Source organism: Streptomyces sp. SID5910, from assembly GCF_009862125.1.
GTDB lineage: Bacteria > Actinomycetota > Actinomycetes > Streptomycetales > Streptomycetaceae > Streptomyces.
In genome coordinates this window covers 1-8580 of the sequence record NZ_WWHX01000340.1, presented here as the reverse complement: position 1 = coordinate 8580, position 8580 = coordinate 1, and the positions used below count along the sequence as shown (strand labels likewise).

The 8580-nt window shown below is 71.5% G+C and carries 8 protein-coding genes; 2 read left to right on the top strand and 6 right to left on the bottom strand.

What is annotated here, in order from left to right:
• Window positions 1-47 precede the first annotated feature (47 nt).
• The 6 genes from GTW67_RS11760 to GTW67_RS11735 form a co-directional block, all read right to left on the bottom strand.
• Window positions 48-1037: a zinc-dependent alcohol dehydrogenase family protein gene (locus GTW67_RS11760; RefSeq protein WP_161164747.1), complete on the bottom strand. Its 990-nt coding sequence runs from the start codon at window positions 1035-1037 to the stop codon at window positions 48-50.
• Window positions 1034-1909 carry a carbohydrate ABC transporter permease gene (locus GTW67_RS11755; protein ID WP_202437119.1) on the bottom strand — a complete coding sequence of 292 codons (876 nt, stop codon included), beginning with the start codon at window positions 1907-1909 and terminating at the stop codon, window positions 1034-1036. Before GTW67_RS11755 ends, GTW67_RS11760 begins: the two co-directional genes overlap by 4 nt.
• The gene (locus GTW67_RS11750; protein ID WP_161164746.1) at window positions 1906-2850 is read right to left on the bottom strand and encodes a carbohydrate ABC transporter permease; all 945 of its coding nucleotides are present in this window, start codon (window positions 2848-2850) and stop codon (window positions 1906-1908) included. Before GTW67_RS11750 ends, GTW67_RS11755 begins: the two co-directional genes overlap by 4 nt.
• The gene (locus GTW67_RS11745; protein WP_161164745.1) at window positions 2847-4217 is read right to left on the bottom strand and encodes an ABC transporter substrate-binding protein; all 1371 of its coding nucleotides are present in this window, start codon (window positions 4215-4217) and stop codon (window positions 2847-2849) included. The genes GTW67_RS11750 and GTW67_RS11745 overlap by 4 nt, the downstream gene beginning before the upstream one ends.
• A gap of 156 nt (window positions 4218-4373) precedes the next feature.
• Window positions 4374-5144 carry a DeoR/GlpR family DNA-binding transcription regulator gene (locus GTW67_RS11740; protein WP_161164744.1) on the bottom strand — a complete coding sequence of 257 codons (771 nt, stop codon included), beginning with the start codon at window positions 5142-5144 and terminating at the stop codon, window positions 4374-4376.
• A 273-nt stretch (window positions 5145-5417) separates the two neighbouring features.
• Window positions 5418-6227, bottom strand: coding sequence for an NAD-dependent epimerase/dehydratase family protein (locus tag GTW67_RS11735; protein ID WP_161164743.1), 810 nt, complete (start codon window positions 6225-6227; stop codon window positions 5418-5420).
• Window positions 6228-6496: 269 nt separating this feature from the next.
• Here GTW67_RS11735 and GTW67_RS11730 point away from each other — a divergent pair, with 269 nt between their 5' ends.
• Both GTW67_RS11730 and GTW67_RS11725 read left to right on the top strand, forming a co-directional pair.
• Window positions 6497-7447 (top strand): 5-dehydro-4-deoxyglucarate dehydratase, encoded by a 951-nt coding sequence (locus tag GTW67_RS11730; RefSeq protein ID WP_161164742.1) that lies wholly within the window; start codon window positions 6497-6499, stop codon window positions 7445-7447.
• Window positions 7444-8580: hypothetical protein (locus GTW67_RS11725; protein WP_161164741.1), on the top strand; the 1137-nt coding region annotated here is incomplete at its 3' end. The genes GTW67_RS11730 and GTW67_RS11725, both read left to right, overlap by 4 nt.

Sequence of the window (8580 nt, the reverse complement as noted above, 5' to 3'; positions counted from 1 at the left end):
GTCCTCAAACGCCGGACGGGCTGAAGACAGCCGGGCGGGCTGAAGAATTACGGCACGACGACGATCTTCCTCCCCACGCCCGCCGCGAATTGCTCCAGCGCCTCCGGGTAGCGGGCCAGCTCGATGCGGTCGCTGATGAAGACGTCCGGGTCCAGGACGCCGTTCGCGAAGAGTTCCGCCGCGCGCTCGTAGCTGTGCAGGACCGCCATCGAACCCGTGATGGTGATCTCCTGGTTGTAGATGCGGTACGGGTCGATCTGGACGCGCGTCGCGTAGTCGGCCACGCCGAACTGGAGGAACGTGCCCGCCTTGGCGACCCGGTCCAGGCCGTCCTGGATCGCCGCCGCGTTGCCCGTGGCGTCGATGACCAGGTCCCAGCCCTGAGGGCGGTCCAGCTCGTCCGGGGTCGCGGCCGAGGCCGAGACGCCGAGGCCGCGGGCCGTCTCCAGGCGGGCCGGGTTGAGGTCCACCACGTCCACGCTCGCCGCGCCGGTCCTCTTGGCCAGCTCCAGCATCATCAGGCCCATCGTGCCGGAGCCGTAGATGAGGACGTGGGCGCCGAGGCGGGACTGGAGGACGTCGTAGCCGCGGACGGCGCAGGACAGGGGCTCGATCAGGGCGGCGTCCTGGGTGCGGACGTGCTCGGGGAGCTTCACGCAGTTCGCGACCGGTGCGACCGCGTACTGCGCCGCGCCGCCCGCCGTCGTGACGCCGATGGCGGCCCAGCGTTCGCAGAGGTTGTTGTGGCCGGTGCGGCAGTAGCGGCACTCGTGGCAGTAGAGGGACGGGTCGACGGCCACCCGGTCGCCGACCGCCACCTCCGTGACCTGGGTGCCCACGCCGACCACGGCGCCGGCGAACTCGTGGCCCGGCACGATCGGCAGCTTGGGCGCGAACTCGCCCTGGAGGATGTGCAGGTCGGTGCCGCACAGGCCGCACGCGGCGACCTCGACGACGACCTCGCGCGGTCCTGGCGTCGGGTCGGGGACCTCGGTGACGACGGCGCGGCCCACGGACTCGATGACGGCGGCCTTCATTTCACGGCTCCCAACGACAGGCCCTGGACCAGTTTGTCCTGGGCGGCGAACCCCGCGGCGAGCACCGGCAGGGAGATGACGAGCGACGCGGCGCACACCTTGGCCAGGAAGAGGCCCTGGCTGGTGATGAAGCCGGTCAGGAAGACGGGGGCGGTCTCGGCGACCACGCCCGTCAGCACCCGGGCGAAGAGCAGTTCGTTCCAGCTGAAGATGAAGCAGATGAGGGACGTGGCGGCGATGCCCGGGAGGGCGATGGGGGCGACGACGCGGGCCAGGATCGTCGGCAGCTTCGCGCCGTCCACCCTCGCGGCCTCGATGATCGCGACCGGGACCTCGGCGAGGAAGGACTGCATCATCCAGACCGCGATCGGCAGGTTCATCGACGTGTAGAGGATGACCAGCAGCCAGATGTTGTCCAGCATGTCCGTGTTCTTGGCGAACAGGTAGATCGGCAGCAGGCCCGCGACCACCGGCAGCATCTTGGTGGAGAGGAAGAAGAACAGGACGTCCGTCCACTTCTTCACCGGGCGGATGGACAGCGCGTAGGCGGCGGGGAGGGCGAGGACCAGGACGAACAGGGTCGACGCGATCGACGCCACCGCCGAGTTGACCAGCGCCGGCCAGGGGCTCGCACCGCCGCCGGCGCCGAAGAACTCGCGGTAGCCGTCCAGGGTGAGGGACGCCGCGAAGGACGGCGGGTTGGTGGCCGCGTCCTCCTCCGAGTGGAAGGAGGTCAGCGCCATCCACGCGATGGGCAGGAAGAAGACGATCCCGGCCAGCCAGGCGACCAGGCCAAGACCGGCGCCTGCCTTGCGGCGGGGGCGGGCCGGCTTGGTGTCGGTGACGACGGGGCGTACGGCGGTGGCGGTCATGAACGGCCGACCTCCTCGCGGAACAGGGACGACACCACGCGCAGCGCGAAGGTGGCGATGATGATCGAGCCGATGACGACCAGGACGCCCGCGGCCGAGGCGAGGCCGTTCTCGTGGGCCTGGTAGAAGCTCTGGTAGACGGTGTAGGGCAGGTTGGCGGTGCCCAGGCCGCCGGACGTGAGGGTGAAGACGGCGTCGAAGTTCTGGACGATGTAGATCGAGCCGAGCAGGGCGCCCAGTTCGAGGTAGCGCCGCAGGTGGGGCAGGGTGAGGTGGACGAAGATCTGCCAGTCGCTCGCGCCGTCCACGCGAGCGGCCTCGATCTGCTGCTGGTCCCGGCTCTGGAGACCGGCCAGCAGGATCAGCATCATGAACGGCGTCCACTGCCATACGAGGGAGAGCTCGACCGCGAGCAGCGGGGTGTTGGAGATCCAATCGGGCTGCGGCCCGCCGACGTAGTGCAACAGGCCGTTGAGCAGCCCGTATTCGGGGTTGTAGAGGACGTGCTTCCACAGCAGGGCCGCGGCCACCGGGACCACCAGGAACGGGGCGATCAGCAGGGTGCGGACCACGCCCCGGCCCTTGAAGCGGCGGTCGAGGAGCAGGGCGAGGGCGAGGCCGATGACCAGGCTGGCGAGGACCACCGCCACGGTCAGCAGGATCGTCGTCCACACCGACTTGCGCAGGTCCGGGTCGGTGAGGACGTCGCCGTAGTTGGCGAGGCCGGTGAAGTGGCGGGCGTCGGGGTAGAGGGCGTTCCAGTCGAAGAGGGAGATCACCAGCGTGGCCACGAAGGGCAGCTGGGTGACCGCGATCATGAAGATCAGGGCGGGGAGGAGCGGGGCCCGGGTGGCCCAGGCGCGCAGCCGGGACGACGGCGGGCGGACGGCGGTGCGGGGGTGGTCGGGTGCGGCCGCGGGGGCCGAGGTCGTGGCGGTCATCGTCCCTCGTACTCCTCGGAGATCTTCTCGGCGAGCTGCTGGGACTTCTTCAGGGCCTCCTCGACGGACTGGCGTCCGGCGATGGCCGCGCTGATCTCCTGGGAGACCTTCGTGCCGAGGTCGGTGAACTCGGGGATGCCGACGAACTGGATGCCGGGCGCGGGGCGCGGCTGCACGCCGGGGTCGCCCGGCTTGGCGCCCTCGATGGCCTCGCGGGTCATCTCCTGGAAGGCGGCGGCCTCTTCGCGGTAGGCCGGGTTCTGGTACGTCGAGGCGCGCTTGCCGGCCGGGACGTCGGACCAGCCGACCTTGTCGCCGACGAGCTGCTCGTACTCCTTGCTCGACGCCCAGGAGACGAACTTCCAGGCCTTGTCGGGGTTGCGGGACGCCTTCTGGATGCCCCAGGCCCAGGTGTAGAGCCAGCCGGAGGAGTCGGTCTTCTCGACGGGGGCGGGCGCGTAGCCGATCTTGCCCTTGACCGGGGACTTGGCCGACTCCAGGGAGCCCGCCGCCGACGTGGCGTCGTACCACATGGCGACCTTGCCCTGGGTCAGGTTGTTCAGGCACTCGGCGAAGCCGGACTGGGCGGCGCCGGACTCGCCGTGCTCACGGACGAGGTCGACATAGAACTTCGTCGCCTTCTGCCACTCGGGCGAGTCGAGCCGGGCCTGCCAGTCCTTGTCGAACCAGGTGCCGCCGAAGGTGTTGACGACCGTCGTCAGCGGCGCCATCAGCTCGCCCCAGCCGGGCAGTCCGCGCAGGCAGACGCCCTTCATGCCGGGCTCGGCCCCGTCGAGCTTCTCGGCGAAGGAGGCCACCTGCGTCCAGGTGGGGTGCGCGGGCATCGTCAGGCCCGCCTCGGCGAACAGGTCCTTGCGGTACATGAGGAAGGACGACTCGCCGTAGAAGGGCTGCCCGTAGAGCTTGCCGTCGTCGCCGGTGAGCGACTCGCGCATCGGCCCCAGGATGTCCTTCTCGTCGTACGCCGCGTCCTTGGCGACGTAGGGGTCCATCTCGTGCAGCCACTCGTTGCGGGCGTAGATCGGTATCTCGTAGTTGGAGAGGGTGGCGACGTCGTACTGGCCGGCCTGGTTGGCGAAGTCCTGGCTGATCTTGTCGCGGACGTCGTTCTCCGGCAGGACGGTGAAGTTCACCTTGATGCCGGTCTCCTTGGTGAAGTGGTCGGCGGTGAGCTTCTGGAGCTCGGTCATCTGCGGGTTGTTGACCATCAGGACGTTGATGGCGTCGCCGCCCGACCCCGCTCCGCCCGCCCCGACCCAGCAGCCGGAGAGCAGCGGGGCGAGCAGCGTCCCTGCGGCGGCCGTGGCGAGCAGGGCTCGCGGCCTCCGTCGGCTCTGGGTTCGCATGGATCGCTCCTGAATATTTGGGGAGGTATGGGGCGTTGAGGGGTGTGGGGGTGCCCCGGTGGTGTGCCCCGTGGTGCGGGTGGTGTGGGTGGTGCAGCGGTGTGGGTGGTGCCGGTGGTGCAGCGGTGTGGGTGGTGCCGGTGGTGCGGGTGATGGTCAGACGCGGATGACCTGCGGGCCGAGCAGCGAGTAGCGGTGGGCCTCGGCCGCGGGCAGCAGGGTGCTGGTGACGATGGCCTCCAGCGCGCCGATCTCCGCGAAACGGCAGAAGCTGACCGCGCCGAACTTGGTGTGCGTGCCGGCGAACACGGTGCGGCGGGCGGCGCGGACGGCCTGTGTCTTGACCTCGCTGACGGCGGGGTCGGGGGTGGTCAGACCGTGCTCGCGGGAGATGCCGTTGGCGCCGATGTACGCCAGGTCGACGACGAACCCGGCGAGCATCTTCGTCGTCCAGTGGTCGACGGTGGCGAGGGTGCCCGAGCGGACCCGGCCGCCGAGCAGCAGCACGGACATGCCGTCGGCCTCGGCGAGGGCGCCCGCGACCGGCAGGGACGCGGTGACCACGGTCAGCGGGCGGTCGCGGGGGAGGGCCTCGGCGATGAGCTGCGGGGTGAAGCCCTCGTCGACGAAGACCGTCTCGGCGTCGCCGAGCAGCTCGGCGGCGGCGGAGGCGATCCTGCGCTTCTCGGGGACGTGGCTGGTGGCGCGGAAGGCGAGCGTGGTCTCGAAGCCGGCGCTCTCCACCGGGTAGGCCCCGCCGTGGGTGCGGCGCACCAGGCCGTGGTCCTCCAGGGCGCGCAGGTCACGCCGTACGGTCTCCTTGGCCACGCCCAGTTCGGCCGCCAGCGCGGTGACGTCGACCGAGCCGGTGGCGCGGGCGGCCCGTACGATCTCGCGCTGCCGTTCCTCCGCCGTCCTCGTGCTCATGCCGAACACCCGCCTCACCGCCTCGTCGCCGTGTCCTTGCCCGTTCGGGCCCCGTGCGGCCCTTGGGTGAAGTTCTACAGCGGCTCCGCGGCACTGACCAGGCCTGTTGCGGGCCCGATGCTGCCCGGTTGTGCCCGCTTCGGTCATACGGCGCCCGTCGCGGACCTGGGAGGCAGCGGTGTAAGGGGTGGGAACGGGCAGCGCGGGCGCCCGCATACGGGGGCGGGCGGGCCCGTTCGGTGCCCGCCCGCCCGTCGTGGGGTCGTGTTCCGGTCAGTACGGCCAGATCGGGGGGTCGGTCACGAAGTGGCCGCCGAGGCACGCGTGCGCCGGGTCGTCCGGGTCGAGGTCGCCCTGTTCGGCGATGAGCTTCTCGGCGTACGGCTCGGAGTCGTCCTGCGGTGTGTAGCCGAGCGCCCGCGCGGAGGTGAGGTCCCACCACAGGCGGGTGTTGGCCGAGGATCCGTACACGACGGTGTGGCCGACGTCCTCCGCGGTGAGGGCCGCGTGGAAGAGGCGGGCGCCGTCCGGCGGGCTCATCCACACCGAGAGCATGCGCACGCTGGTCGGCTGGGGGAAGCAGGAGCCGATGCGGACGGAGACGGTCTCGATGCCGTGCTTGTCCCAGTAGAGCTGGGCGAGGTCCTCGCCGAAGCACTTGGACAGGCCGTAGAAGGTGTCCGGGCGGTGCGGGGTGCCGACCGGGATGAGGGGGTCATCGCCCTGCGGGCGGGGCGTGTAGCCGACGGCGTGGTTGGAGGAGGCGAAGACGACGCGTCCGACGCCTTCCTCGCGGGCGGCCTCGTACAGGTGGTAGGTGCCCTCGATGTTCGCCTTGAGGATCTTGTCGAAGGAGGCTTCCAGGGAGATGCCGGCGAGGTGGATGATCGCGTCGACGCCCCGCACCGCCTCACGCACGGCGTCCCGGTCGGCGAGGTCGGCGACGATCGCGTCCGGCTCGCCCTCGATCGGACGCAGGTCGAGCAGGCGCAGCCGGTAGCCGAAGGCGGGGAGCAGATTCTGCATGAGGGTGCCGAGGCCGCCGGCGGCGCCGGTGAGCAGAACGGTGCGGGGAGCGGGCATCCTCGGGGTCTCCTGGGGTCTCCTCGATGCGGCCGCCGTACGCGTTCGCATACTTCTACATATACGCATGCACGTACGGCGTTCATATGCATGGACACGCTAAGGAGGGGAGGTGCGGTCAGTCAAGTATCAGGGCCGGGTGGCGTGGGGGTGAAGGATCCGCTGGTGCGACGGGAGTTGGCGTGCTTGACCGGCCTCTGTGCGGCGGCTTAGCGTGGAGGCGTTCAGAAATATAGACGTAGGTCATACATATGGAATGGGGAGCGCCCGTGACCTCAGCCCCTCTCGCCGACCGGCTCACTGTCCCCAGCGGGCCGCTGTTCTTCCCCGTCACGGCGTACGGCCCCGGCGGCGAGGTCGACCTCGACGTCTACCGCGCGCATGTGCGCCGCGGCATCGAGGCCGGGGCCGCCGCCGTGTTCGCCTGCTGCGGCACCGGGGAGTTCCACGCGCTCACGCCCGAGGAGTTCCAGATCTGCGTGCGGGCGGCCGTGGAGGAGACCGCCGGACGGGTGCCCGTCGTCGCCGGCGCCGGCTACGGCACCGCGCTCGCCGTGCGCTACGCCCGGCTCGCCGAGGAGGCGGGCGCCGACGGGCTGCTCGCCATGCCGCCGTACCTGGTCGTCGCCGGTCAGGAGGGGCTGCTGCGGCACTACCGGGAGGTGGCGGCCGCGACCGGCCTCCCCGTGATCGTCTACCAGCGGGACAACGCCGTGTTCACCCCGGAAAGCGTGGCCGAACTCGCCCGCACGGAGGGCGTCATCGGCCTCAAGGACGGGCTCGGCGACCTCGACCTGATGCAGCGCATCGTCAGCGCGGTGCGCACGGAGGTGCCCGGCGGCGACTTCCTCTACTTCAACGGACTGCCGACCGCCGAGCAGACCCAGCTCGCCTACCGCGCCCTCGGCATCACCCTCTACTCCTCCGCCGTGTTCTGCTTCGCCCCCGAGATCGCCCTCGCCTTCCACCGGGCGCTCCACACGGGCGACGAGGCCAGCGTCCACCGGCTGCTGGACGGCTTCTACCGTCCCTTCGTCGAACTGCGCGCCCAGGGCCGCGGATACGCCGTCGCCCTGGTCAAGGCGGGCGTACGGCTGCGCGGGCTGGACGTGGGGGAGGTGCGGGCGCCGCTGCACGAGCCGAGGGAGGACCATGTGAAGCAGCTCGGGCAGATCATCGAGCGGGGGTACGCGCTGCTGGGTGAGGGGGCGGGCCGGTGAGGGCGTCGGCGTTCGTGTACCCCTGGGACGTCAACGGCGACCCCGAGGCGGCCGGGTTCGTCGCAGGCCTCGGCGTGGAGCAGGTGACGCTGGCCTCCGCCTACCACTCCACCCGCGCCCTCACTCCCCGCCACCCGCGCCACCGCGTCGTCACCGCCGAACACGCCGCCGTCCTCTACCCGCCGGACGCCGCCCGCTGGGAGGGGCGCGAGCTGCGCCCGTACGAGGCCGGCGACTGGGCCCCCGGCGACGCCTGGGGCGAGGCCGCCGCCGCGCTCACGGACGCCGGGCTGGAGGTGCACACGTGGGTCGTCCTCGCCCACAACTCCCGCCTGGGCGCCGAGCATCCGCACACCTCGGTCGTCAACGCCTACGGCGACCGCTACCCCTGGGCTCCCTGCATCGCCCAGCCCGCCACGCGCGCGTACCTCACCGACCTGGCCGCCGAGGCGGCGGTACGGCCCGGCGCACGTGGCACGGAGCTGGAGTCCCTCGGCTGGTACGGCCTCGCCCACCTCCACGCCCACGACAAGACCGGCGGGGTCGGACTGGGCGACGCCGGGCAGTACCTGATGTCGCTCTGCTTCTGCCCGTCCTGCCGGAAGGGCTACGGGGCACAGGGCCTCGACCCCGACGCCCTGGCCGCCGCGGTGCGCGCCGCGCTGGAGCCGGTGTGGCGGGGGGCCGCACCCTCGGACGGGGGCTGGGCGGGCGTGGAGAAGCTGCTCGGCGAGGGCGCGGCGAACGCGACGCGCGTGTGGCGTGACGAGACGGCGCGCACGCTCCAGGAGGCGGCGGTCGCGGCGGTCCGCGCGGTGGCACCGGCCGGCTTCCAGGTCCTGCTGCACGCCGACCCGGTGTCGTACCACTGCGGTGCCAACGCCGGCGTCGACCCCGCGCACGTCCTGTCCGTCGCGGACGGCGTGGTCGTGCCGTGCACGGGAGGCGCGGGGCTGCTGACGCCGTTCGCGGAACAGGGGCGCGCCGGCGCCATCCTCGCCGCGAACCTCACGGTGGTCTCCGGCATGGGCGGCAGCCCGGCCACCCTCGCGGAGGACACGGCGCGGGCGCGTTCGCTGGGGGCGACGGAACTTCGGCTGTATCACGCGGGGTTGGCGTCGGACGGGGATCTG